Source organism: Micromonospora sp. NPDC005686 (assembly GCF_042871665.1).
Taxonomy (GTDB): domain Bacteria; phylum Actinomycetota; class Actinomycetes; order Mycobacteriales; family Micromonosporaceae; genus Micromonospora.
Genome location: NZ_JBIAIY010000003.1, coordinates 493,663 through 517,769, shown reverse-complemented (window position 1 = coordinate 517,769; position 24,107 = coordinate 493,663). Strand labels below are relative to the sequence as shown.

General features: G+C 74.0%; 23 protein-coding genes and 2 pseudogenes. 8 read left to right on the top strand and 17 right to left on the bottom strand.

The window, feature by feature from the left end:
• Position 1: 1 nt before the first annotated feature.
• The 4 genes from ACFYON_RS09525 to ACFYON_RS09510 form a co-directional block, all read right to left on the bottom strand.
• Positions 2-1,117, bottom strand: a complete 1,116-nt coding sequence (locus tag ACFYON_RS09525; protein WP_354863646.1) for an alpha-hydroxy acid oxidase — start codon at positions 1,115-1,117, stop codon at positions 2-4.
• Entirely contained in the window at positions 1,110-2,120 is a 1,011-nt protein-coding gene (locus tag ACFYON_RS09520; RefSeq protein WP_354863648.1) for an alpha/beta hydrolase, read from the bottom strand. Before ACFYON_RS09520 ends, ACFYON_RS09525 begins: the two co-directional genes overlap by 8 nt.
• Complete coding sequence (locus tag ACFYON_RS09515) at positions 2,117-3,340, bottom strand: cytochrome P450 (RefSeq protein ID WP_354863650.1); 1,224 nt, start codon at positions 3,338-3,340, stop codon at positions 2,117-2,119. The genes ACFYON_RS09520 and ACFYON_RS09515 overlap by 4 nt, the downstream gene beginning before the upstream one ends.
• A gap of 65 nt (positions 3,341-3,405) precedes the next feature.
• A complete protein-coding gene (locus ACFYON_RS09510) occupies positions 3,406-4,716 on the bottom strand; it encodes an SGNH/GDSL hydrolase family protein (RefSeq protein ID WP_387188274.1) in 1,311 nt (436 codons plus the stop codon).
• Between the two features lie 284 nt (positions 4,717-5,000).
• Between ACFYON_RS09510 and ACFYON_RS09505 the strand changes: the two genes are divergently transcribed.
• From ACFYON_RS09505 to ACFYON_RS09470, 8 genes are read left to right on the top strand one after another with little or no spacing between them, the layout of a single operon-like run.
• Positions 5,001-6,563, top strand: coding sequence for an AMP-binding protein (locus ACFYON_RS09505; RefSeq protein WP_354863652.1), 1,563 nt, complete (start codon positions 5,001-5,003; stop codon positions 6,561-6,563).
• Complete coding sequence (locus tag ACFYON_RS09500; protein WP_354863654.1) at positions 6,560-7,780, top strand: MFS transporter; 1,221 nt, start codon at positions 6,560-6,562, stop codon at positions 7,778-7,780. The genes ACFYON_RS09505 and ACFYON_RS09500 overlap by 4 nt, the downstream gene beginning before the upstream one ends.
• 51 nt (positions 7,781-7,831) lie before the next feature.
• Entirely contained in the window at positions 7,832-8,224 is a 393-nt protein-coding gene (locus ACFYON_RS09495) for an MmcQ/YjbR family DNA-binding protein (protein WP_355047538.1), read from the top strand.
• Positions 8,221-8,883, top strand: a complete 663-nt coding sequence (locus ACFYON_RS09490; RefSeq protein WP_354863658.1) for an HAD-IA family hydrolase — start codon at positions 8,221-8,223, stop codon at positions 8,881-8,883. The genes ACFYON_RS09495 and ACFYON_RS09490 overlap by 4 nt, the downstream gene beginning before the upstream one ends.
• Positions 8,884-8,893: 10 nt before the next feature.
• Positions 8,894-9,625 (top strand): SGNH/GDSL hydrolase family protein, encoded by a 732-nt coding sequence (locus tag ACFYON_RS09485; RefSeq protein ID WP_354863660.1) that lies wholly within the window; start codon positions 8,894-8,896, stop codon positions 9,623-9,625.
• 56 nt (positions 9,626-9,681) lie between these two features.
• Positions 9,682-10,857 (top strand): YcaO-like family protein, encoded by a 1,176-nt coding sequence (locus tag ACFYON_RS09480; RefSeq protein WP_354863662.1) that lies wholly within the window; start codon positions 9,682-9,684, stop codon positions 10,855-10,857.
• A gap of 30 nt (positions 10,858-10,887) precedes the next feature.
• Entirely contained in the window at positions 10,888-11,127 is a 240-nt protein-coding gene (locus ACFYON_RS09475; RefSeq protein ID WP_354863664.1) for a hypothetical protein, read from the top strand.
• Between the two features lie 8 nt (positions 11,128-11,135).
• A complete protein-coding gene (locus ACFYON_RS09470) occupies positions 11,136-12,377 on the top strand; it encodes an MFS transporter (RefSeq protein ID WP_354863666.1) in 1,242 nt (413 codons plus the stop codon).
• Positions 12,378-12,481: 104 nt separating this feature from the next.
• Here the strand turns inward: ACFYON_RS09470 and ACFYON_RS09465 are convergent, their stop codons facing one another.
• The 13 genes and pseudogenes from ACFYON_RS09465 to ACFYON_RS09405 all read right to left on the bottom strand — a co-directional run bounded on the left by ACFYON_RS09465 (position 12,482) and on the right by ACFYON_RS09405 (position 23,999).
• Complete coding sequence (locus tag ACFYON_RS09465) at positions 12,482-13,831, bottom strand: hypothetical protein (protein ID WP_354863668.1); 1,350 nt, start codon at positions 13,829-13,831, stop codon at positions 12,482-12,484.
• Positions 13,832-13,834: 3 nt separating this feature from the next.
• A complete protein-coding gene (locus tag ACFYON_RS09460) occupies positions 13,835-14,800 on the bottom strand; it encodes a transketolase C-terminal domain-containing protein (protein WP_354863670.1) in 966 nt (321 codons plus the stop codon).
• Positions 14,800-15,393, bottom strand: a pseudogene (locus tag ACFYON_RS09455) (thiamine pyrophosphate-dependent enzyme); the annotation flags it as partial. The gene ACFYON_RS09460 and the pseudogene ACFYON_RS09455, both read right to left, overlap by 1 nt.
• A gap of 218 nt (positions 15,394-15,611) precedes the next feature.
• Positions 15,612-15,989: pseudogene (locus ACFYON_RS09450) on the bottom strand (thiamine pyrophosphate-dependent enzyme); the annotation flags it as partial.
• Positions 15,986-16,783, bottom strand: a complete 798-nt coding sequence (locus ACFYON_RS09445) for a DUF3050 domain-containing protein (protein ID WP_354863673.1) — start codon at positions 16,781-16,783, stop codon at positions 15,986-15,988. The pseudogene ACFYON_RS09450 and the gene ACFYON_RS09445, both read right to left, overlap by 4 nt.
• A 2-nt stretch (positions 16,784-16,785) precedes the next feature.
• Complete coding sequence (locus ACFYON_RS09440) at positions 16,786-17,709, bottom strand: phytanoyl-CoA dioxygenase family protein (RefSeq protein ID WP_354863675.1); 924 nt, start codon at positions 17,707-17,709, stop codon at positions 16,786-16,788.
• On the bottom strand, positions 17,706-18,809 hold the full coding sequence (gene hppD / locus ACFYON_RS09435) for a 4-hydroxyphenylpyruvate dioxygenase (RefSeq protein WP_354863677.1): 1,104 nt from the start codon (positions 18,807-18,809) through the stop codon (positions 17,706-17,708). Before hppD ends, ACFYON_RS09440 begins: the two co-directional genes overlap by 4 nt.
• A 60-nt stretch (positions 18,810-18,869) precedes the next feature.
• Positions 18,870-20,132, bottom strand: coding sequence for a beta-ketoacyl-[acyl-carrier-protein] synthase family protein (locus tag ACFYON_RS09430; protein WP_354863678.1), 1,263 nt, complete (start codon positions 20,130-20,132; stop codon positions 18,870-18,872).
• A complete protein-coding gene (locus ACFYON_RS09425) occupies positions 20,129-21,748 on the bottom strand; it encodes a class I adenylate-forming enzyme family protein (protein WP_354863680.1) in 1,620 nt (539 codons plus the stop codon). The genes ACFYON_RS09430 and ACFYON_RS09425 overlap by 4 nt, the downstream gene beginning before the upstream one ends.
• Positions 21,745-22,254 carry a beta-ketoacyl synthase chain length factor gene (locus ACFYON_RS09420; protein WP_354863682.1) on the bottom strand — a complete coding sequence of 170 codons (510 nt, stop codon included), beginning with the start codon at positions 22,252-22,254 and terminating at the stop codon, positions 21,745-21,747. The genes ACFYON_RS09425 and ACFYON_RS09420 overlap by 4 nt, the downstream gene beginning before the upstream one ends.
• 113 nt (positions 22,255-22,367) lie before the next feature.
• Positions 22,368-23,498 carry a beta-ketoacyl synthase N-terminal-like domain-containing protein gene (locus ACFYON_RS09415; RefSeq protein WP_357707955.1) on the bottom strand — a complete coding sequence of 377 codons (1,131 nt, stop codon included), beginning with the start codon at positions 23,496-23,498 and terminating at the stop codon, positions 22,368-22,370.
• The gene (locus tag ACFYON_RS09410; protein WP_354863686.1) at positions 23,491-23,736 is read right to left on the bottom strand and encodes an acyl carrier protein; all 246 of its coding nucleotides are present in this window, start codon (positions 23,734-23,736) and stop codon (positions 23,491-23,493) included. Before ACFYON_RS09410 ends, ACFYON_RS09415 begins: the two co-directional genes overlap by 8 nt.
• Positions 23,736-23,999, bottom strand: a complete 264-nt coding sequence (locus ACFYON_RS09405; protein WP_354863688.1) for an acyl carrier protein — start codon at positions 23,997-23,999, stop codon at positions 23,736-23,738. The genes ACFYON_RS09410 and ACFYON_RS09405 overlap by 1 nt, the downstream gene beginning before the upstream one ends.
• Positions 24,000-24,107: the final 108 nt, after the last annotated feature.

Below are 24,107 nucleotides of genomic sequence, written 5' to 3'. Positions count from 1 at the left end.
GTCAGTCTCCGATCCGGGTAGGCAACCGCCGGGCCGAGGCCGGGTCGGGGCAGCCGCTGAGGATGAGCGCGTCGCGCAGTTCCGCCGAGAGCAGCGCCAGCGCCGCCTCGGCGCCGGCCCGGCCGCCCGCCGCGAGCGCCCAGAGCAGCGGCCGACCGAGCAGCACACCGTCCGCGCCGAGCGCCAGCGCGCGCAGCACGTCGACGCCGCCGCGGACGCCGCTGTCCAGCAGCACCGCGCACCGCTCGTCAACCGCCTCGACCACCTCCGGCAGCATGGTCGCGCTCGCCGGGGCGGCGTCGAGCTGGCGGCCGCCGTGGTTGGAGACCACCACGGCGTCCACGCCGGCGTCCGCGGCGCGGGCCGCGTCGCGCGGGTCCAGGATGCCCTTCACGAGTAACGGCACCCGGGTACGCGCGCGCAGCCACTCCAGGTCCGCCCAGCTCAGCGCCGGGGCGAAGACCGCGCCGGTGTGCACCGCCACCGCCGAGACACCCGGGGTGCCCTGGTGGGCCAGGTCGTCCCGCCCGCCGGGCAGGTTCGCGGCGGTGACGTGCGGCGGCAGCGCGAAGCCGTTGCGCGCGTCGCGCAGCCGCCGCCCGAGCACCGGCACGTCCACAGTCACCATCACCGCCGCGCAGCCGGCCGCCTCCGCCCGGTCCAGCAGGTCGGCCACCAGTGCCCGGTCGCGCAGCCAGTACAGCTGGAACCACACCGTCGCGCCGGTCGCCGCGATCTCCTCGATCGGGGTGCTGGACAGCGTGCTGATCACGTACGGCACGCCCGCCGCGCGGGCCGCCGCCGCCAGCGCCGGCTCGCCGTCGGGGTGCAGCAACCGCTGGTACGCCATCGGCGCGACGGCCACCGGCAACGCGGCCCGGCCGCCGGGTAGCGCCGCCTCCGTGGAGGGGTCGTCCACCCCGGCCAGCATCCGGGGCAGCACCGCCACCCGGTCCAGCGCGGCCCGGTTCGCCGCCAGGGCGGTCTCGGTGCCGCTGCCGCCGTCGACGAAGTCCCACACGTCGGCCGGCAGCACGGCCCGGGCCAGCGCGGCGAACTCGGCCAGGCTGGCCGGCGGCACGAACCCGCCCGCAGCGTCGCCGGCCGCGTCAGCCATGGCCGCCCGTGCCCACGGTGCTCCCGGCCGGATCCACGCCCGCCACCGGTTCGGCCGGGCGGGCCGCGGCGTCCAGCCCGAACGCGCGGCGCAGGAACGCGGCGGCGCGTTCCTGCGCTTCCCGGCCCGCGTCGAACACGCCGGGCATGGCGAAGAACCCGTGCACCATGCCCGGGTAGTCGTCCGTCTCGGTCGGCACCCCGGCCTCGCGGAGCCGCTCCGCGTACCGCAGACCCTCGTCGCGCAGCGGATCGTGCCCGGCGGTGATCACGAACGCCGGGGGCAGGCCGGACAGGTCCTCGGCGAGCAGCGGCGACGCCAGCGGGTGGGCGGCGTCGCCGGGGTCGGCGAGGTAGTGGCCGCGGTACCAGCCGACCGAGTGCTTGTTGAACAGCAGCGGATCCTCGTCGTCGGCCGGCCGGCGACCGGGCCGCTGGTCGGTGTTCGGGTAGACCAGCAACTGGGCGGCGAGCCGGGGGCCGCCGTCGGCGCGGGCCAGCAGCGTGACCACGGCGGCCAGGTTTCCGCCCGCGCTGTCGCCGCCCACCGCCAGCCGGTCGGGGTCGACGCGGAACTCCTCGGCGTGCGCCGCGAGGTGCCGCAGCGCGGCGTGGCAGTCCTCCACGGCCGCCGGGAACGGATGCTCCGGGGCCAGCCGGTAGCCGACCGTCACGGTCTGCGCGCCGGTGAGGTTGACCAGCCGGCGGCAGATCCCGTCGGCGGTGTCGACGCTGCCGAGCGTCCATCCGCCCCCGAAGAAGTAGACGAGCGTGGGCAGCGGGCCGTCGCCGTCCGGCCGGTGGATCCGCACCGGCAGCGGCCCGCCCGGGCCGGGCACCGTCGTGTCGCGTACCTCGGCGACCGGCTCGACCGCGCCGGAGCCGGCGCGGATCGCGGCGAGGTCGGCGGCGCGGGCCTGCGCGAGCGTCTGGGTGTAGAGCGGCACGGTGCCGGCGGCGGCCCGCACGGCCCGCCACGCGACCACCTGAGGATCGAGTGTCATCCGGCCTCCCCGGTGGTGACGAAGAGTTTGTCGATACCGCGCAGGAACAGGCTCCCGCTGTACGTGTAGGGCTGGGTGACGGCGAGCCGGGGGAAGCGCGCGAACAGGCGCGGCAGCGCCAGCCGGCCCTCCAGCCGGGACACCGCCGAGCCGAGGCAGAAGTGCAGCCCGACGCCGAAGGCCAGCGACGGCGGACCGTCGCGGTGCGGGTCGAAGCGGTCCGGGTCGGGGAACCGTGCCGGGTCACGGTTGGCGGCGGCGATGAGCAGCAGCACGTTGTCGTCGCGGTCGATCGGCACGCCGCCGAGGTCGACGCCGGCCGGCGCGGAGCGGGCCAGGAAGTGCACCGGGCTCTCCATCCGCAACACCTCCTCGACGCAGCCGCGCGCCAGCGCGTCGTCGCCCGGCAGCGCGGCGGTCACGTCCGGGTGGTCCAGCAGCAGCGGCAGGCCGTTGCTGAACATGTAGACGGTGGTGACGAAGCTGGCGTTGAACAGCACGATCAGGTTACTGATCAACTCCTCCTCGGCGAGGTCGACGCCGCCCGCGTCGAGCACCTCGACCAAGCCGCTGATCAGGTCGTGGCCGGGCGTACGGCGGCGGTGGGCGATCAGGTCCCGGTAGTAGGCGCGCAGCTCCTCGGCGGCCTGGTTGGCCCGGGCCAGCCGCTCCGGCGTCTTGCCGGCGACGTCCATGTACTCGTCGATCCAGTCGACCCGCTGCCGGTACCAGGACAGGTCGGCCGCGGGCAGGCCGATGAACTCGGCCATCACCAGCGCCGGGACCGGGTACGCGAAGTCGGCCACGAAGTCCACCTCGTGCCCGCCCGCGCCCGCCTCGGCCATGTAATCCAGGCGTTCGGCGACGATCCGCTCGATCACCGGCTCCAGCGCGCCCAGGCGGCGCGGGGTGAACGTCTTGGCGAACACCGCGCGCATCCGGGTGTGGTCCGGGGGGTTGACGAACATCATCGAGGTGAGGAACGTGCGCAGGATCTCCTGCTCCTCCCAGCCGGGCGGGAAACCCTTGTACCAGCCGGGATCGCGCAGGATCTGGTCGACCACGTCGTATCCGCCCGCGACCGCGCTGACGGTGCTGTGCTCGGCCCGGGCCGGAACGGCGTTTATCGGCCCGTGCTCGTGCAGGGCCGCGTAGAAGGGATAGGGGTCCTGCCGGCCCTGTTCACTGTAGAGCCCGGTCAGGATGTCGCTGACGTCCACTGTCTTTCCTCCCCAGGAAACGGCGGCGGGGGCGGCGTCGTGTCGACCGCCGCCCCCGCCCGGTGTCACAGTCCGAGCAGCTTCAGTGGCACGGCGTTCGCCATCACCGCGGCGCCCGTGTCGTTCGGGTGGATGTGGTCACCCGAGTCGTACGCCGGCAGCAGCCGGGTCGGCTGGGCCGGATCCCGCATCACCGCGTCGAAGTCGACGACGCCGTCGAACTCGGCCCGGCCCGGTCCACGCAGCCAGGCGTTCACCGCCTGCCGGGTGGCGTCCTTCTCCGGCGTCCACACGCCCGGCCCGCCGTTGCCCTCGTACGGCATGAGCGTGCCGGCGATGCTGGTCAGGCCGCGCGCCTGGACCTGCCGGTTGAGCTGGCGCAGCGAGGCGATGATCGCCTCCGGGCTGTCGTCGTTCATCCAGATGTCGTTGATGCCCAGGTGGGTGATGACGGTACGCACCCCGGTCTGCGGGAACACGTCCTCGTTGAGCCGGGCCAGCGCGTTCGGGCCCAGCTCGTAGTAGCCGGGGAACCCGCCCGCGCCGGGCTCGGTGCCCTCGTGGTTGAGCCGGTTGCCGGCCAGGCTGAGGTTGAGCACGCCCGGGGTACGCGGGTCCGGGCGGGCGTCGATCAGCCGCTTGGCCAGCAGGTCCGGCCAGCGGCGGTCGGCGTTGACGGTGCTGCCGTTGCCGTCGCCGATGGAGTCGCCGAGCACCACCACCGAACCGGGCGTGACCTTGCGTTCCACGTCGATGCCGGACAGGAACATCCAGCAGCAGTTGGGCCGGATGGTGAAGCCCGTGCCGTCGGCCGCCGAGGTGAGGTCGGTGGCGCCGATGAAGTTGGTGACCCGGGACTGGCCGTGGAACGTGACCGGCCCGGTGAGCACCGGGAAGTACAGCGTGACGACCAGGTCCTCCTGCTCGGCCACCGGGAAGGCCACCGGGTCGCTGAGCAGCTCGGCGCCCTTGTTGATGGTCGCCGAGCCACCGCCGGAGAACGTCAGCTGGCGGACGCTCGCCGGCACGATGTCGGACAGGTCGTCGGCGGTGGCGGTGTTCGGCCGGGCGATCGTGGCCCGGCCGACCTGGACGGCCTGCTGGCCGTACAGGTTGGTCAGCCGCACCCGCAGCCGCGGCCCGCCCACCGAGGTCTGCACCGTCATCCGGATGCTCTGGTTGTTCAGGCCGGTCTCGGTCAGGCCCACGTTGTTCCCGCGGGTCACCGCCGCGGCCCAGGTTCCGGCCCACTCGGCGCGCCCGTGCCCGGCGGGGTCGTTCCCGGTCGGGCCGGCGCTCGCGGTGACCGCCGGGGTGGCGGCGATCAGCAGCGTGACGGCGGAAGCTATGACGTGCCATCTCTTCGGGGTCGGCATCGATCCTCCATGGTCGGCAGCCCCGGGCGTGACGCGGTCAGCGACACGGCCCGGGCGATGGACCGGAAACTAGCTTCCGGCCGCGACGAGCGTCAATCAACCTGATCGACATGATCAAATGCCCGCGGGACGGGACGCGGCGACGATCGGCTCTGTCCGCCGTGGACCGCCGCTACCTAGGCTCGGGGCTGGCGGCGGTGCGGTCGCCGACAGTGGCACCTGCCGTCATGTCCCGGCCCTGACCTGGCCGGACGCCGCTCGCGGACGATGATGGGGGCTGCCCGATGACCGACCGGCCGAACTACGTGCACGAGGCGCTGGAGCTGTTCGCCGGGTTCGGCGACCGGGAGGCGCTCGTCGGCGGCGGACGCCGCCTCACCTACCCCCAGGTCGCCGCCGAGGTGCGCGGCCTGGCCGCCGCACTGCGCCACCACGGGGTACGCCCCGGCGCGGCGGTGCTCGTGATGCTCGGCAACACGGTCGAGGGTCCGCTGCTGCAACTGGGGTTGCACCTGCTCGGCTGCCGGACCATGTGGGTCGCGCCGGTGACCTCGCGGCGGGAGGTCGACGAGTTCGTCGCGCTGTCCGCGCCGGAGGCGTTCGTGTACGACCCGCGTGACGCGCAGGCGGTCCAGGTCGCCGCGGGGCTGTCCGGCGTGCCGGTGCTCTGCCTCGGCCCCGGCGGCGCCGGACCGGACCTGACCGCCGGGGCCACCGGGCCGGCCGCGGACCTGCCCGCCGGGGTGCCCGCGCCGGAGTCGTTCCTGCAGACCAGCGGCACCACCGGCACGCCGAAGCTGGTGCACCACCGGGAGAGCTTCTACCGGCAGGTGCTCGCGCTCGCCGCCGACTTCCGGGGCGCCGGGTTCCCGCTGCTGCGGCACCTGTCGCACTCCCCGATGTGGCTGGCCAGCGGCCAGATCACCACACTGTTCAACCTGTTCACCGGCGGTGTGCTGTTCCTGCGCGAGCAGTGGGACCCGGCCGCGTTCATCGCCACGGTGGACGCCGAACGGCTCACCTCCACGTTCGTCACCCCGCCGATGCTCTACGAGGTGCTCGACCACCCCGACCTGCCGGGCGCCGACTTCTCCGCGATGTTCATGTTCAACGTGGGGGCCGGGCCCGCCGCGCCGGCCCGGCTGCGCCAGGCCATCGCCCGCTTCGGCCCGTGCCTGCGCATCGTGTACGGGCTCAGCGAGGCGGTCGTCATCTGCGCGCTGCCCGGGCTCACCGAGGATCCGGAGCACCCGGAGCGGCTGCGTTCCTGCGGCCGCCCGTACGGCGACGTGACGGTGGAGATCCGCGACGCCGACGGGCGGGTGCTGCCGGCCGGCGAGGACGGCGAGGTGTGGGCGCGCACCAAGCTGAGTTTCGCCGGATACCACGGCCAGCCGGAGCTGACCGCCGACACGCTCGTCGACGGCTGGGTCCGCACCCGCGACATCGGCCACCTCGACGCCGACGGCTACCTCTATCTGGTCGACCGGTTACAGGATCGGATCCTCACCCGGCAGCGCAGCTGGCCGATCTACTCCCGCCCGATCGAGGACGTGCTCGCCGGCCACCCCGAGGTACGCGCCGCCGCCGTGATCGGCGTGCCCGACCCGGTGGCCGGGGAGCTGCCGCACGCGTACGTGGTGCCCGCGCCGGGGGCGTCGGTGACCGGCGAGGAGCTGATCGCGCTCGTGGTCGGGGAGCTGAGCGAGACCTGGGCGCCCGGCGCCGTGGAGTTCGTCGACGCGCTGCCGCTGAACCGGTCGGCGAAGGTGGACAAGCGGGCGTTGCGGGCCCGGTACGCCGCCGCTCACCCGGCCGGCGCCGATCCGATCGGCAGTCCGGCGTGAACCCGCGCCGGGAGTTGTACACCCTGGTCGGCGCCGACCTGCTGTCCAACCTCGGCACCCGGATCTCGGTGGTCGCCATCCCCTGGCTGGTGCTGGAGACCACCGGCAGCCCCACCAAGATGGGCCTGGTGGCGGCGGCGGAGACGCTGCCGTACATGCTCTCCAGCGCGCTGGCGACACCGTGGGCGGACCGGTTCGGGGTACGCCGTACCTCGGTGTTCGTGGACGCGGCGAGCGCCGCCGCGATGGCCGTGGTGGCGCTGGCGCCCTGGCTCGGATTCGGCGCGTTGCTGGTGCTGGTGGCGATCGCCGGCGGGCTGCGGGGCATCGGCGACCGGGTCAAGCACGTGCTGTTCAAACCGGCCGCCGAGCGGGCGGGGGTGCCGCTGATCCGGCTCACCAGCGCCTACGACGGTCTGGCCCGGGGCATGACGCTGTTCGGCGCGGTGCTCGGCGGGCTGCTCATCGACTGGGTCGGGCTGACCCGGGCCATCTGGATCGACGCGGCCACGTTCGCGGTCTGTGCGCTGCTGATCGGCGTGCTGGTCCGGCCGTCCGCACCGGCCGAGCCCGCGCCCCGGGAGCCGTACCTGCGGGCGCTGCGCGGTGGCTTCGCGTACCTGCGCACCGACCGGACGCTCATGACGATGCTGATCGTTGTCTCGGTGTCCAACATGTTCGCCAACGCCAGCGTCGCGGTCTGGATCCCGCTCTGGGTCAAGCAGGTGCTCGGCGACCCGGCCGGATTCGGTCTGCTGCTCGGCGTCTTCTCGGCCGGCGCGCTGCTGGGCAATGTGCTGTTCACGGTGTTCGGCACCCGGCTGCCGGCCGGTACGACGTTCGCGCTGGGGCTGACGCTCAGCGGCGCGCCCCGGCTGCTCGCGCTGGCGCTCAGCGACGACCTGGTGGTGGTGCTCGTGGTGACGTTCCTGTCCGGCATCGGCATCGCGGCGGTGAACCCGCTGCTCGGCGCGGCGCTCTACCAGCGGGTGCCGGGCGAGCTGCAGACCCGGGTGCTGGGTATCTCCGGATCGGTGGCGTTCCTCGGCCTGCCGGTGGGCGCGCTGCTCGGCGGCTGGTCGGTGGCGCTGTTCGACCTGGCCCCGGCGCTGCTGGTGATGTCGGTGGTCTGCCTGCTGCTGACCGTGGGACCGCTGCTGCTCACCCGCGCGTCCCGGCGCCCGGAGGTGGAGCCGGCCACGCCGACACCGGTCTGAGCCCTGCCGGTCCGAGCCGGCGTGTCGGTGGGCGCCGGTAGGGTCGGGGCCATGGCGACCTGGGACGACGTGCGGCGCATCGCGCTGGCCCTGCCCGAGACCACCGAGCGCGGCTCGCACGACGACCTGCCCGCCTGGCGGGTGCGCGACAAGATGTTCGTCTGGGAGCGGCCGCTGCGCCGCGGCGACCTGGAGGCGCTCGGCGACGCCGCGCCGGACGGCCCGATCCTCGGCGTCCGGGCGCCCGACCTGGGCGCCAAGGAGGCGCTGCTCGCCGACGACCCGGCGGTCTACTTCACCACGCCGCACTTCGACGGCTACCCGGCGGTGCTGGTGCGGCTCGACCGGATCGACGTGGACGAGCTGACCGAGCTGGTCACCGAGGCGTGGTACGCACGCGCCCCGAAGCGGCTCGCCGCCGCGCACCGGGCGCAGCAGGCATGACCGCGCCGGTGGAGGCGGTCGTCTTCGACATGGACGGCACGCTGATCGAGTCGCACGAGGTCGTGCCCGCCGCGTACCGGGCGGCGGTGCGCGCCGGGGGCGGCCCGGAATACACCGACGCCGAGGTCATCGCCGGCTACTCGCTGGGCTCCCCGATCGACCTGCTGTCGCACCTGCTGCGCCGGCCCGCCACCGACGGGGACCTGGCCGGCTACCACGCCGAGCTGTCCCGGATCGCCGGGCAGGTCTGCGTCTACCCCGGCGTCACGCAGATGCTCACCGAGCTCGCCGCCCGGGTGCCGGTGGGCTTGTTCACCGGTGGGAGCCACGTCGCGGCCGGCATCATGCTCGACCGGGTGGGCATCCTCGACCGGTTCGGGGTCGTCCTCGGCGGTGACCAGGTGTCCCGGCCCAAGCCGGCGCCCGACGGGGTGGAGCTGGCCTGCCGACGTCTCGGGGTGCCACCGAGCCGGGCCGCGTACGTGGGCGACTCGCCGCTGGACCTGCGCGCCGCCCGGGCGGCCGGGACCACAGCGGTGGCAGCCGCGTGGGGCCACCAGTACGATCCGGCCGAGCCTGCGGATCTGACCCTGTCCCACCCCGCGCAGGTGCTGTCCCTGCTCCCGGACTCCCTTCCCCCGCGCGGTCCGCTCGGCTAGCCTGCCGAGCATGCCATCGACGCTGACCGAGGCGACGGACCCGTGGTGCCTGCGGCCGGGTGAGGCCGCCGGCCTGCTGCGGGGGCATCCGTGGCGGCGGTTCGTGGTGCTCGGTGACAGCGTCGCGGAAGGACTGTGCGAACCGGTGGACGGCTACCCGGGCATCCAGTGGGCGGACCGGATCGCGGCGGAGCTGCGTGCCGTGCGACCGGAGTTGGCCTACCTGAACCTGGGTCGGCGCGGGCTGCGCGCACACGAGGTCCGGGCCACCCAGTTGGCCGACGCGCTGGCCTTCGAGCCGGACCTGGCCCTTGTGGTGTGCGGCGGCAACGACGCGTTCCGGTCCGCCTACGACCCGGAGGCGGTCGACGCCGAACTCACCACCATGATCGCCGCGCTGCGCGGCGCGGGTGCGGACGTGATCACCGTGGGCATGTTCGACGTGTCGCACAGCCCGGCGGTGCCGGACGCGCTGCGCGCGGGCCTGGGCGAGCGGATGCGCCGGCTGTCCCGGCACACCCGGGTCGTGGCCGAGCGGCTGGGCACGCTGCACGTGCACCTGACCGACCACCCGCTGGTGGCCGACCCGTCGCTCTACAGCAGCGACGGCCGGCACGGCAGCGCCCGCAGCGACGCCGTCGCCACCGCCGAGACGCTACGCGTCCTGGCCCGCCGCGACACGTCCGGCTCCCCGGAAAGGAACCCCGCGCCGCCGTCGGGGCGCGGCACGTCGGGCCGGTGAACAGTCCCCGGGAGGCCGCGGTGCCGTTCCGGTCCGTGCCCGCGGAGCGCGCTCTCGTGACAGCATCAACCGAGATCGAGCGGCTCGGCCTCACGGCGCGGGCGGTGGTGCTCGGCCCGGCCGAGTCACCGACCATGCGCGTCACGCTGTTCCGGGGCGGGGCACGGGTCGCCGTGGGCGCGGGAAAGGGAGCGGGTCCCCAGGGCGCGGCGAGCGCGCACTTCGAGGCCCTGGAACGCCATCTCATGTCTGCCCGGGACAGCCGCCGATGGACCACGGACGCCACGAGGCTGCTGCCGGCGAGCGCCGTGGCCGGACAGTCCGCCCTGGAGTCGGATCTGGTCGTACAGCGGTGGGCGGCGGAGTTACCGGACTCCGTCGCGGCATGTGCCTCGTACGGCGAGGTTCGTTATCCCACCTTCCTCACGGACCCGCGCTACTACCGGTGGCCGGTGGCGGGTGACGACGTCCGGCCGTACCGCAGTCTCCTGCGATACTCGTCCAGCCTGGGCACCGCGGCCGGCGTCGGCGTGGCGGAGGCCGTCTATCACGGCCTCTGCGAGCTGATCGAACACGACGGGCTCGGGCAGGCGCTGCTCCGGTGGTACGTCGCCGGAGTGCCGGACGTCGACCTCGTGCCGGCCGGGGACCTGCCGGACCATCTGCGGACACTGCACGCGCAGGCCGTACGGGCGGCCGGCGCACCCGTACACCTGCTCGACGTCACGACCGACCTGGACGTGCCGGTGTACCTGGCAGTCAGCCCGGCCGGCGGCGAGCCGACCCGGCTCGGGGCCGGCGCATCGCTCTGGGCCACCGACGCCGCGTCGCGTGCCCTCGGCGAGCTGATCCAGGTCTGTGCGCTCTCCTCACCGGCCGCCGGCTCGCCCGCGGTCCAGCGTCTGGCGGCCTGGCCCGCACTGCGACGATCTGCCCTGATGCCACTCGACGGGCTGCTCTCCGGGCCGGTGCGGGCGGTGCCGCTACGCGCGGACGTAGCCGGCGACGGCAGCCCGGGTTGGGGGCTGGAGCACGTCCGGCGGGCTCTGGCCCGTCGCGGCATCGACCACCACGTGTGCGAGGTCACGCCGGTCGGCTCACCGATCGCGGTGGCCACCACGATCGCCCCGGGGCTGGAACGCTTCAGCCTGGTGCGACACGGGGTGCCTGTCGTCCCGACCGGACGGGGATGGCACTTGTGGCCGTCGCCGGACCGGGCGATCATCAGCTGACCACATCCGGTCCTAACGATATGAGGACACATGTCTACTCAGGAGAATCGCTTCGTCCCCGGTGGCGGCAGCCTCTGCTTCCACCCCGGTGACGACGTCGAAGAGCCGATGGCTCAGGATCTCGGCATCGCCCCCGGTGGCGGCACCCTCTGCTTCCACCCCGGCGACGAGGAAGACGCGCCGACGCTTCGCCTCGCCGACGATCTGGCGGCGGACCTGCACCTCGCGCTGACCAGCATCGACGACCGCCACCTCGCCGTGCTGGCCTGAAGGAGGTTGTGACACGGCTCGTGGAGACAGCCGGCGTCGACGGAAGCCGGCTGTTTCACCGTGACTTCTCCCTCTGGTACCTCGCCCGGTCGATCTCCGTCGCCGGGACCGCCGCCAGCGCCGTAGCACTGCCGCTACTCGTCTACCGGACGAGCGCGTCCCCGACGCTGACCGCGGCGGTGGTCGGGCTCGAAGCCCTGCCGTACCTGCTGTTCGGGCTCTTCGCCGGAGCCGCCGCCGACCGCCTGCGGCGTAAGCGCATGATGATCATCGCAGACGTGTGCTGCGCGCTGCTGCTCGCCACCGTGCCGGTCGCCGCGTTGTTCGATGTGCTCGCCCCCTGGTACCTGCTCGTCGTGGCGTTCGGCGTGGGTTGCGGTTTCTGCTGGTTCGACGCGGCGGCGTGGGGCGCCTTCGTGCGCATCGTCGGCAAGCCGGGGATCACCCGGGCGAACAGCCTCATCTGGTCCACCGAGATCGTGCTGGAGATCGCCGCGCCCGCCGCCGCTGGACTACTTGCCGCTGTCGCCGACCCCACCCTGGTGCTGGCCCTCGACGCCGTCACCTATCTGGTGTCCGCCGCGCTGCTCGCCCAGATCCGCGCCGGCTTGGATCCGGGGCCGGCGGTGGCCCGCCGGGTGCGAGCCGAGATCGCCGAAGGACTGCGCCACCTCTGGCGGACGCGGGTCCTGCGGACGCTGACCGCTGCCGGTTTCGGGCTCAACGTCGCCGCCGGCGGCGTGCTGGGACTGCTCGTCGTCCACGCCGACGAGGTGCTCGATCTGAGCCCGGAGGACCAGCGCCTGGGTCTGCTCTTCACGGCCGCCGCTGTCGGCTCACTGGTGGCCGCCGTCGCCCTGCCCAGGGCCAGCCGGTGGGCCGGCCAGGGAACGGTGTCCATCACGGGCCTCGTCATCTTCGTCGCGGCCCTCATCGGCCTGGCCGGCACGTCGGTGTTCGCCCTGGCGTTGGCGTGGTGGGCGATCTGGGCCGTGGCACGCCTGACCGTGAACGCGAACGGCATCACCGTGCGCCAACTCCTCACACCCGATGCGCTGCAGGGCCGCGTCAACACCACCGGGCGCATGCTGGCCTGGGGCGGCACGCCGTTCGGCGCCCTGATCGGAGGGCTGGCCGCAGACACCTTCGGGGTCCGGGTGGCGTACCTGATGCTGGCCGTGCCCGTCGTGCTCAGCCTCGCTCTGGTCGTCACCTCACCGGTGCGTGGCCTGCGCGTCACGGTCGACTAGCCCGTCGATCAAGGAGTTTGTGTCAACGGCAAGCCCTGGTGAGGACACAAACTCCTTGATCAACGCGGGGAGGCGGGGCGGGCGAACGCGGGCGGTGGGGGCGGTCAGCCGGTGAGGAGGATGCCGGTCAGCAGGACGCCTCGGGCCAGGTTGAGGACCTCGTCGCAGCCCGGGTAGCCGACCCGGGCCAGCGCGCCGGAGCCGGTGCGGTCGAACAGGTACGGGGCGAGGCTGTACGGGACGTCGGCGGTGACCGTCTCACCGGTCTCGATCTGCACGAAGTCCATCGCCGCCCGGTCGGCCTCGTGATAGCGCTGCAGGATGTTGCCGCCCTCGGCGATAGCCGCGCGCACCCCGTCCGCCCACGCCACCGGGCTCATCTCCCGGCCGATCAGCACGCCGTGCCCGGCCGACCCGCCGGCCGGCTTGGCGACCAGGTCCGCCCGTTCGGCGAGCGCCCGGTCGAGCTGGTCGGCCGTGAGCGCCACGGTGTGCGGCACGTAACGGCGGATCAGCGTCCGGTCGTCCTCCGGCAGCAGGTCCAGGTCCTCCCAGAGCCAGGCATAGTTCAGCTTGTTGCTGAGCAGCCAGGCGGCGCTGCTGACGAACATCGGCAACGTGCCCGCGGCGAGCGCGCCGGCCACCGCGTCCAGCCCGGCGCTGGGGGTGACCCGGTTGGGCACGAACAGCCGGAACAGGGCGTCCACCGGGCCACCGCCGACGACCAGCCGGTTCTGCTCGTCCAGGCCGGCGGTGGCGACCGGGGCGATGACCAGGTCGATGCCGAACGGGCGGGCCTGGTCGATCAGCGGGGACAGGATCCGGATGAACGTCTCCGGGTCGTCCAGGCCCGGGTAGTCGGCTTCGAAGTCCATCAGCAGCGCCACCCGGGCGCCGTCGGGCAGGCCGAGCGTGTCCCGGATGGCCACGAACCGCTGGTCCAGCAGGGACGGCGCGGGCCGTGCGCCGTCGAGCAGGTCGTGCGCGCGGTACAGCTCGGCGTACCGCTGGATGACGGTGTCGGCGTCGAAGCCGCCGCCGAGGCTGCTGTCGATGTTGTACTCCACGATGCACGGCACGCCGCCGGAGAACAGCACGTCCGGCCGGTACGCGGCGAGCAGCCCCTCGTGCAGCTCCTCGTCCGGGTCGAGCAGCCGGGTCTCCCCGTCCGGCACGTCGAGCAGAAGGCGCAGCTCACCGGCGGTCCGGGCGCGACGCCGGCAGGCCTCCAGGATGAGCTGGGCGATGCGGTCGCAGACCTCGTTCAGCTCGCGGAACGCGTCGGCGGTGAACACCGGCGGGCGGGCCAGCCGCCACTGCTTGTTGTACGTGGCCCGGCCGTGGAAGATCTTCTCCCACGCCGCGGCACCGGTGGTCACCATCGCGGTACGGGTGGACTCGGGCAGGTCGGTCCACGCCTGGCCGAGCGGTGGCCACGTGTAGTTCGGGTCCATCGTTCATCCGTCCTTGAGGGTCAGTTGGATGGCGGCGGTGAGCTGGTCGCGGCCGGGTTGCACGGCCCGGTCCAGGGCCGGCGCGAACGGCAGCACCGCGCCGTCGGGGCGGGTGACCCGCCGGGGCGGCGCGGCCAGCCGGACCCGCTCGACCACCGTGGCGATGATCTCCCCGGCGATGCCGCAGGAGCGGTTGCCGTCGTCGACGACCACCAGCCGGCCGGTGCGGCCGACGGACTCGACCAGCCCGTCCCAGTCGAACGGGTAGATCGTGCGGGGGTCGAAGACCTCCACCGACGCCTGGCCGGCCAGGTCCTCGGCGACGGCGAGCGCGTCGTGCACCAGGTGCCCGACCGCCACCACCGTCACGTCGTCGCCGGCGCGGCGGACGATCCCCCTGCCCAGCGGCACCGGCGCCGGGTCGGTGACGTCGGCGCGCAGGTCGAGGGCGCCCGCCGGGGCGAAGACCACCACCGGGTCGTCGCAGCGGATCGCGGACACCAGCAGGCCGTACGCGTCGGCCGGGGTGGCCGGTACGACGGTGGTCACGCCGGCGTGGGCGAACAACGCGTACGGGTGGTCGGAGTGCTGCCCGGCCCAGCCGGTGCGGGAGCCGGAGCCGGGCACCACGTAGGTGACCGGCACCGCGCACTGGCCGCCGGTCATCAGCGGGAACTTGTGCGCGTGGTTGACGATCTGCTCGAAGACCAGGAACAGCAGCGACGGGATCTGGAACTCCACCACCGGGCGGGCCCCGGCCAGCGCCGCGCCGGTGGCGAAGCTGGTGAACGCCTGCTCGGACAGGGGTGTGTCGCGGACCCGTTCCGGGCCGAACTTCTTCAGCAGGCCGGTGGTGACGTTCGCGGCGGCCACCCGGATGTCCTCGCCGAGCACCACCACCGACTCGTCGCGGGTCATCTCGTCGGAAAGCGCCCGGGTGAGTGCCCTGCGGTAGGAGAGCCGGGGCATCAGCCACCTCCGGTCCGGGCGGTGAGCCCGCTGGCGTACAGGTGGTCCAGGGCGGTCGACGGGTCGGGGTGCGGCCCGGCGAGCGCGAATTCGACGGCGGCGTCCAGTTCCGCCTCGACGGCGGCGTCCACCTCTGCGCGCACCGCCGGGTCCAGCCGCGCGCCCTGGATGTCCACCGGGTCGCGGGACCGGCCCTCGGCCACCTCCTCCGGCGGCCGGTAGTCGAGGCGTACCTGATGTTCGAAGGTGTGGTGGGCGTCGAAGCGGTAGGTGTGGGCCTCGACCAGCTCGGGGCCGCCGCCGGCGCGCATCCGCGCGACGGCGGCGGCGGTGACCTCGCGTACCGCCTCGGGGTCCTGCCCGTCGACGGCGGCCGCCGGCATGCCGAACGCGGCGGCCCGCCCGGCGATGGTGCCGGCGACCGCGCCGGCGACCGGCATGGTGGTGGCGTAGCCGTTGTTCTCGCAGACGAACAGCACCGGTACCCGCCAGAGCGCGGCCAGGTTGAACGCCTCCAGGAGCATGCCCTCGTTGACCGCGCCGTCGCCGAAGAAGGTGGCGCCGACGATGTCGGCGCCGCGGCGCCGGCGGGCCCCCCCCCCCCCCGGGGGGGGGGCCCCCCCGGGCCCCCCCCCGGGGGGGCGGGGGCCCCCCCCCCCCCCCCACTGGGGGGGGGGGGGGGGCCACCCCCCCGCCCCCCCCCCCCGCGCCCCCCCCGGCCCCCCCCCCCCACCCCCCCCCCCCCCCGCCCCCCCGCCCCCCCCCCCGCGGCGCCCCCCCCCCCCCCCCCCCCCCCGCGCCGCCGGCGCTCCCACACCGCTCCGGTGAGGATCGCGCCGGCGGCCCCGACGATGGCGTTGGCGCCGAGCACGCCGACGCCGAAGTCGGCGGCGTGCATCGACCCGCCCCGGCCCCGGTTGAGGCCGGTGACCCGGCCGCACAGCTCGGCCAGCATCCGGGCCGGGTCGGCGCCCTTGGCGAGCACGTGCCCGTGCCCGCGGTGGGTGCCGGTGACCAGGTCACCGGCGGTGAGCGCCGCGCAGACTCCGGCGGCGATCCCCTCCTGCCCGAGGTACGGGTGGATGCCGCCGACGATCTCCCCGGCACGGACCAGCTCGATCGCGCGCTCCTCGAAGCGGCGGATCAGCCGGACCGTCCGGTAGAGCCGGACCGGGTCGGATTCGGTCACGCCGGACGGCCCTCCTTGACGGCGGCGAGGATGTCGTCCCAGAGACGGGCGCGGGCGGCGAGCGCGGCGTTCACCGTGTCGGCGCACTCCTGCCACTTGGTGTCGTCGTCGCCGCACAGGTCGGCGAGCATCTGCATGGCCATCGGGGTGTGCTGCTCGCCGTCGACCTCGATGTGCCGCTCCAGGTAGTCGACGAACTTGTTGAGCCGGTTGCTGCGCTCGTTGACGGCGACGACCTGGGTGAACATCTCCGGGATGAGGTCCTCGCGGCCGAACGCGAACGCCGCGGCCTGGCAGTGCACCGGGGTGGTCTCGATGATCCGCCAGGTGGTGCCGGCGAACGCGGCCGAGGCCGCGGGGACGCCCGCGGCGCCGAGCGCCTCGGTGACCGGCGTGCCGTCGCGCAGCAGGCCGACGAGCTTCTCCACGGCCGTGGTGTCGGCGCCGGCCTCGGTCATGCCCTGCACGTACAGCTCGAAGTGGCTGATGTAGCCGTCGCCGAGCTCGTCGCTCTCCTCGACCATGACGATGTCGTTGATCAGGCGGCGGCTGCCGGTCGGGCCGGTCGGGATCCACGGCACCGTGACGCAGGTGAGCTGCCGCTGCAACGACTTCAGCAGCGACATGAAGTCCCAGACGGCGAAGACGTGGTGCTCCATGAACGTGACGAGCGCGTCGTGGGTGTCGAGGTTGGCGTAGAGGGGGTGCTTGACCACCACGTCGCGGCGCTCGGTCACCGCCCGCTCCAGCCGCTCGATGCCCGGGTGCGTCTTACCCCAGTCGTACCGTGACATTGTCAGCCTCCCTGCTGGGCGCGGTCGCGCCAGATGACCGGGCAGTAATCGGGGTCCGCGTAGTCCGGCCGGCCGTCGTGGGTGCGGCGGACCAGCACATCGTGGTTGTACGCGGCGAGCGTGCCGTCGGAGAGCGGATACTCCCGCCAGGCGTTGTCGCCGTCCTGCAGGTGCAGCGAGACGGCCCGCCGGGGCCGCCCGCTGACGTTCGCACCGCTGCCGTGGTAGATGCGGCAGTGGTGGAAACTCATGTGTCCCTTGGGGATCACCATCGGGATCTTGCGGATCTCGGCGCCGTTGTACGCGGCGTTCTCGGCCAGCATCGTCTCGAGCTGGTCGCGGTCCCGGTCGGCGAAGTGGCGCACCACCGTGTCGTCGGCGCCGATCTCCCGCCAGCGGTGGGAGCCGTCGACCATGGTGATGGTGCCCATCTCCTCGCCGCAGTCGTGGAACGGGATGAACGCGGTGAGCATGTTCTCCGACGACGAGGACGCCCAGTAGTGCTTGTCGAAGTGCCACGGCACGATGTTCGACGGCTCGCCGGCGATCGGCGGCTTCCAGATCAGCGTGGACTGGAAGATGCGGATCTCGGCGGCGCGGGCCAGCCGGGCGGCGACCGCCCCGATCAGCGGCTTGCGCAGGATGCGGGCGATGCCGTCGTGCTCGTGGTGGACGTAGTCGTTGTGCCGCTGCACGTCACCCCGGGACGGCTCCCAGTAGGCCAGCTTCGGCGGCCGTGCCGGCAGCAACCGGTCGCGCTCCCCCGCGTAGTAACTGTCGGTGGCGGCGACCAGCTCGTCCACCTCGTCGTCGGTGAGCAGCTTCTTCGACAGGTACCAGCCGTGCTCGGCGTAGTGCCGGACGTCCTCGTCGGAGGGCAGCAGCGCCTCCTCCTCGGCGGTCAGCGCAGGATCGATGGTGGTCATGCCCCTCCCCCTCCTCCGGCCGCGGCGGCGGAACTCGCCCCCGCCACGGTCAGCTCGCGTTCCTTTGCCTCGTAGAGCGCCTTGATGTTGCCGCTGCCGAAGGTGCGCGCCCCGCGCCGCTCGATGAGTTCGAGGAAGAGGGTGCGGCGCACGTGCATCGACTCGGTGAAGATCTGCAGCAGCTGCCCGTCGTGGTCGGAGTCGACCAGGATGCTCAGCTCGCGCAGCCGGTCCACCGGCGCGTCCAGCCGGCCGACCCGCTGCTCCAGGCCGTCGTAATAGGCGCCGGGCGTGCTGGCGAAGCGCACCCCCCGCCCGGCCAGCGCGCCGACCGCGGTGATGATGTCGTCGGTACGCAGGCCCAGGTGCTGCACCCCGGCGCCGGCGTGCCAGCGCAGGAAGTCCTCGATCTGCCCCGGCCGGGCGCCGGTGTCCGGCTCCAGCAGCACGAAGGTGACCCGCCCGGACGGGCTCTGCACCACCTTGGAGTTCATCGCCTGGCCGGCGACCTCGATGTGCTCGGTGAAGATGTCGGCGAAGCCGAACACCTTCTCGTAGTGCGCGACAGTCTCGTCGAGCTGCCCCGGCGGCACGCAGATGGCCAGGTGGTCGACCTCGGCGAGCAGGGTGTCCGTCCCGTCCGGCGCGTCCACCGGCTCGATCGCGCCGGGCAGGAACACGCCCGGGTCGCCGCGCCGCTGCACGAGGCGGTGCACCACGTCGCCGAAGCCCCCTACCTCGGCGACCACCACCTCGGCGTCGGCGCCGGTGAAGGTGCGCGGCGGGCTCAGCGCCGTCGCCCCGCGGTCCACCAGTTCCGCGTACGTCCCGGCGGCGTCGTCGACGGCGAGCGCCACCACCGCGATGCCGTCGCCGTGCCGGTGCACGTACGTGGCCGCCGGGTGCTCGGCGGACAGTCCGGTGGTCAGCAGCAGCCGGATGCCGGCCTGGGCCAGCAGCAGTGACCGCTGCCCGGCCAGCCCGGTCTCCGGACCGCCCTGCCCGCACAGCCGGAAACCGACCGCGTTGTCGAAGTAGAAGGCTGCCTGCCGGGCGTCCCCGACGTACAGTTCGAGATGATCTATCCCGTTGATGTTCATGGGCTTCCCCTGTTCCCCCCGTGATCGCGACCCGGGCCGACGCCCGGGATTGGAGTCCGGTCAGCCCGCGGCCGGGGCGGTGGCCCGGCGGGCCGGCCCGGAGAGCCGGCGCAGGAGCAGGCTGACGTTCTGGCCGCCGAACCCGAACGAGTTCGTCAGCGCGTGGGCGGCCCGGGTGGGCCGGGGCGCGGCGCGGACGTGGTCCGCCTCGCACTCCGGGTCCGGGTCGTCCAGGTGGTAGGTGGGTGGCAGCAGGCCACCGTCGAGCGCCAGCGCGGTGGCGGCGGCCTCCAGCGCCCCGGACGCGCCGAGCAGGTGCCCGGTGAGCGCCTTGGTGGAGCTGACCGGCACGGCACCCGTACCGAAGACCTCGGCCAGCGCGATCGTCTCGGCGACGTCACCGAGCTTGGTGCCGGTGCCGTGCGCGTTGACGTACCCGACGTCGGCGGGCTCGACCCCGCCGGCCGCCAGCGCCCGGCGCATGCACGCCGCCGCGCCGGCGCCGTCCGGCCGGGGCGCGGTCGGGTGGTACGCGTCGGTGTTCGCCCCGAAACCGGCGACCTCGGCGTAGCCGCGCACACCCCGTCCGTCGGCGTGGCCGGCGCGCTCCAGCACCAGCAGGGCCGCACCCTCGGCGAGCACGAAACCGTTGCGCCGCTTGTCGAACGGGCGGCTCGCCTCGGTCGGAGAGTCCCAGCCCCGGGCCAGTGCCCGCGCGTTGCCGAACGTGTCGGCGAACGTGCCGAACAGCGGCGCCTCGCTCGCCCCGCACACCACCACGTCGGCCTCACCGGCGTGGATGAGGCGTACCCCGTCGGCGACGGCCTGGGCCCCGGAGGCGCAGGCCGTGCCGACCGACGAGCTGTAGCCGCGGATGCCGTGCGCGATGGCGATCCGCGCCGAGGGCATGTTCGGCAGGATGCCGGTGAGCAGGTACGGGCTGACCGCCGCCCGGCCCCGGGCGGCCCGTGCCAGCACCTGGCTCTCCAGGGTGGACATGCCGCCCACACCGCCGATGATCACCGCGATCCGCTCCGGGTCGACGTCGCGGCCCACCTCGATGCCGGCGTCGGCGAGCGCCTCGGCGGCGGTGATCAGGGCGAGCAGCACCACCCGGTCGAGCACCTTCGTCTCCGGGCCGGAGGCGACGCTGCGCGGGTCGATGTCCGGCAGCACGCCGGCCACCTCCAGGCAGCCCACCGCCGGGTGTCCCTCGGGCAGGCGGCGCAGCCCGGACCGGCCGGTGAGCAGCGCGTCGAACGTGTCCGCGGCGCCGCGTCCGGCCGGGGTGAACAGGCCCATGCCGGTGATGACGGCGGTCACGACGGCGTCTCGGTCAGGTAGCGCTCGCGCAGCGCCACCTTGCGCACCTTGCCGGTGACGGTGACCGGGATGTCGTCGGCGCGTACCGGGACGACCCGGCGCAGCGTGGCCGCCACGTCCGGGCCGAGCGCGGCGCGGATGCGCTCGGTGCGGTCCGCGTCGGGGTCGGCCCCGGCGGCCAGCTCCAGCAGCACGTCGGTGGTGACCGTGCCGTCGTCCGCCTTGACGATCACCACTGTGCAGTCGGTGACGTCGGGGCAGGCGGCGAGGATGCGCTCCTCGGACAGCGCGGTGAAGAACCGCTTCCCGTCGCCGGCCTCGACCGAGTCGACCGCCCGGTCCAGGTGGTAGTAGCGGCCGTCGTCGTCGGCGTACACCAGGTCGCCGGTGAGGTACCAGCCGCGCAGCCGGAACCGGTACGTGGTGACCGAGTCGTTCCAGTAGCCGCGGAACAGCGACGGCGAGTCGATGCCGAGCCAGCCGACCTGCCCGGGCGGCAGCTCGTTACCGTCGGCGTCGAGCACGGCGACCCTGGTGAACCGGTACGGGCGTCCGACGCAGCGGCCGTACCTGTCGGTGTCGCCGGTGTGGGTGATGTGGAACATCGAGTGGCCCATCTCGCTGGAGCCCAGGCCGTCGATGAACACCGACCCGGGTACCCGGGTCACGCCGCCGCGCGTCACCACGTCCCGGGAGCCGACCGCGACCAGCCGCCGTACGTGCGGCTCGTGCGAACAGTCGCCGGTGTTGAACCACAGCCGCACCGAGTCCAGGTCGTAGCCGGAGAGGTCGAACCGGGCCAGCTCGGCCCAGGTGACGGAGAAGCCGAACACGCCGTCCGGGCGCCACCGCTGGATCGCGTCGAGCACCCGCTCGCCGCCCTGCTCGGAGAGCAGGAACATCTCCGCCCGGTTGCCGAGCGCCTGGTTGACCATGAGCACGGTGGCGGTGTGCGGGGCGGGCAGCGCGTTGAGGATGCGTGTGGTGCCCTGCGCCTGCGGCATGGACAGCAGGTGGCGGGTGGCGGCGAAGAGGCTGGCGTGCGAGTGCAGCACCGCCTTCGGCACGCCGGTGGTGCCGGAGGTGTGGGTGATGACGATCGGGTCGTCCGGGTGGTGCCGGTAGTGCGCGGGCGCCGATTCCGGGTCGCCGGTGCCGGCCTGCGCGGGCTCGCCGAGCATCGGCGCGCCCAGGTCGTGCCCGGCCAGCGCCTCGGCGTGCGCGGCGTCGGCGAGCACCCCGGCGGCGCGCAGCCGGCGGATGTACTCGGCGGCGATCTCGGGGCGCAGCCTGCCGTTCATCAGCGCCGGGATGGCGCCGAGACGGGCCAGCGCCAGGAACGACAGCACCATGTCGGCGGCGGTGCCGGCCCAGACCGCGACCGGGTCGCGTGGCTTCACCCCGCGCTCGTGCAGCCAGGCGGCCCGAGCGGCGACCATCCGGTCGAGCCGGCCCAGGGTCAGCGGTGTCTCGGCCGGGTGGCCGTCGACAGCGGTGTCGAACGTGAGCCCGGGCCCGTCCGGGTCGGCGCCGTGGGCCAGCACCCGGGCGAGCACGTTGCCCGCCCCTATCTCCGCGTCGGCCGCCAGCGCGCCGCGCAGTCCCTTCGTCCTCATTGACGTGTCCCCTCCCCCAGCAGCACCGCGGTCGCCTCGCCCGGCGCACCGTCCGGTGCCAGTTCGATCAGGATCAGCAACGCCTGTGCGGCGTCGCCGTCGTACAGCAGCAGGTCCGCCTCGGCCTCCCCCTCGGCCCGCGCGTCGCCGGTCGGGCTCAGGCACACCACCGGCCCGTCCAGTCCCCAGCGCGCCGCGACGTGCCCGGCCACGCTGTTCGGCACCGACTGGAAGAAGAACAGCGGACCGATCCGCCCGCCCCCGGCCACAGTGGCGCGCACGTGCGCCGCCCCGGCGGTGTCCCCACCGGCGCTGACCAGCACCACAGCCGTCTTGTTGCCCGGCGGCAGCGGCAAGGCGCCGTACCGTCGCGCCAGGCACCGCTGCGCCACCGCCGCCACCAGCGGCGCGAACGGCGAGTGCACGAACCCCGGCACCCCCGGCACCCCCGCGCCCTCCTCCCCGTCCCCCGCCTCGGGCCACCGGGCCTCCGCCAGCACCGCCACCCGCTCGCGCGATCGTGCACTTCCGGCCCCGGGCGTGGGCGTTGCGCCCGTTTCGCCGGGGCCGGAAGTGCACGATCGCGGGAGGCCGGGGTGGGGGGCGGGGGCGCGGGCGGTCATGAGGTGCTCACCAGGAGGGCCGTGTTGGCGCCGCCGAAGGCGGCGTTGAGGGTCAGGGCGTGTTCGGTTCTCGCGGGACGGGGGGCGTCGCGGATGACGTCCAGCGGGCACTGCGGGTCGGGGCCGAGCCAGCCGGCGGTGCCCGGCAGCTTGCCGCGCCGCAGGGCCAGCACCGTCACCACCAGCTCCAGCAGGCCGGACGCCTCCAGCGCGTGCCCGTGCACGGACTTGGTGGAGCTGACCGGCAGCCGTCCGGTGTCCTCGCCGAACACGCGGGTCAGCGCCGCCGCCTCGGAGGCGTCGCTGAACGGGGTGCCGGTGGCGTTGGCGTTGACGTAGCCGATCGCGTCCAGGGACAGCCCGCTGCGGCGCAGCGCCGCCTCGACCGCCCGGGCCAGCCCGAGCCCGTCCGGGTGCGGCTGGCACGGGTGGTACGCGTCCCCCGCCCGCCCCCAGCCGGCCACGTTCGCCAGCGTCTCGGCGCCCCGCCGGGCGGCGGCGCCCGCCGACTCCAGCACCACGACGGCCACCCCGTCGCCCAGCAGCAGGCCCTTGCGGCCGGCGCTGAACGGGCGTACCGCGCCGTCGGCGGCGAGCGCCCGCCCGGCGTCGAACAACGCGAACTGGTCCGGTTCGACCAGGTAACCGGCCGCGACCACGACCCGCTCCAGGTCGCCCCGGCGGATCAGCGCCGCCGCGTCGGCGACCGCGCTGCTCGCCGAGACGCACGCGGTGGTGTAGATCCGGGTACGCCCGCCCAGGCCGCACCGCTCGGCCAGGTGACCGGCGAGCGCCGGCACCGTCGGTGAGTCCTGCCCCTGCGGTACGGGCAGCGAGTGCGGCCCGCCGTGGGTGGCCAGGAACAGCGCCGAGTCCGCGCGGGCGGCCCGGTCCAGCCCGGCGGCCCGGGCGGCAGCGTCGACTCCGTCGGCCAGCTCGTCGGCGAGCGTGCCGACCTCCGGCAGGGTGGCCGCCGCCGTCACCCGGCGGCCGGTGGTGTCGAAACGGCGCACCGGCCCGAACGCCGGGGTGCCGGTGAGCACCCCGGCCAGCAGCGCGTCGGCACCCCTGCCGAGGGCGCTGAGCGCGTACGTGCCGGTGATCCGTACGGTCTCCCGCTCAACCATCTGCGGGAGCGGTGAGCGAGGTGTGGAACACCGCGAGCGCGTCGTCGACGGTGCGGATGCCGGCGAGCTGGTCGTCACTCAGGTCCAGCCGGCGGTCGTAGCGCTGCTCGACCATGTGCACGAGCCAGGCCAGCTCCATCGAGCCGAGCCGGTCCGGCACCTGGTCGACGGGTTTCGCGGTCAGTTCGGCGAGCATGCTCACCAGGTCAGCTCGCCCCAGGTCGGGCTGACCGGACATCAGGACTTGTCGCTGTTCGGAACCACCCGGTCGGCGACCATCGTGGTGAACTCGCCGACCGTCATCAGCGCCATCTTCTCCGACTCGTCGTCGGCGAACTTCAGGCCGTACCGGTCCTCGACGCGGACCGCGAGGTCGGCCAGGGCCAGCGATTCCAGGTCGACACCGGAAGGGCCGAGGGTGGTGTCGTCGTCAAGTTCCTCCACGTCGTAGTTCATGTCGGCGAGCTGTTCGATGACGAAGGTGCGGACCTCGTCTCGCATGGGTTCAGACCTCTTCTCCGTGTACCGGCTGACGGTGCCCGGTCGGGACACCGTGTGCGTGGGAACCGGCCGCGTCGGGCGCGCTGGTGACGCGTTGCCCGGCCGGTC